Genomic DNA, 792 nt, shown 5'->3' on the forward strand with positions numbered 1-792 from the left:
ACAACATCAACACACTAGACGATGTATTAGAGCACCACAAGACGCTCAAACTGGGCAATGGTGACCCTAATTCTACATCGGGCTTCTTAGTGCCTAACTTTGAAGCGTTCGCAAGCAATGGCGTGTCGGCAAATGATTTTCACCGCAATGTGGCGGCGAGTCATGGAGCCAATGTGATGGCTGTGGCGAACAATCAAGTGGATGTCGCCACCAATCACACCATGAACCTGATTCGCATCCAACAGAACAACCCAGAGCTGTTTAGCAAGCTCAAAGTGGTGTGGCAGTCCAATCTGATCCCATCGGATGTGGTGACCTATCGCAAAGAGATGGATGAGGAGATGAAGCAGAAGGCGCGTGATTTCTTCGTTAACTACGGAAGCGAGCCAGAGCAACGTGCAAATCTAGAGCAGTTAGCTTGGTCTGGTTTTGCTCCGACTGACAATAGCCAGCTCCTACCAATCCGCCAGATGGAAGCGTTCAAAAACCTTGTAGAGGCAGAGAACAACACCAACCTGAGCGCTCAAGACCGCGCAGATCGCATGGCTCAATATCAAACAGAGATTGACGAGCTTCAATCTGAAATCGATGCGCTGAAAGGCTAATTCAAACTCATGCGCCGTGACGATGCGGCGCATTCATTAGAGTGAAAAATAATGACTGCAATAACTCAAAGCCACGAGCCTTCCTCAAAGCTATCAATCAAAAACGCTGTGATTGCTGTATTGGTATTACTGGTATTGAGCTGGGCTTGGCAAGGTGCAGAAATGGCGCCAATGATGTTCTTTGAAC

1 protein-coding gene is annotated in these 792 nt (G+C 48.2%); it reads left to right on the forward strand.

Annotation, left to right across the window (positions count from 1 at the left end; translation table 11 throughout):
• Positions 1 to 605, forward strand: a 605-nt coding sequence (locus tag KIV40_RS32230; RefSeq protein ID WP_285353417.1) for a PhnD/SsuA/transferrin family substrate-binding protein, incomplete at its 5' end; no start/stop codon positions are given.
• Positions 606 to 792: the final 187 nt, after the last annotated feature.

Source organism: Vibrio sp. D173a (genome assembly GCF_030248475.1).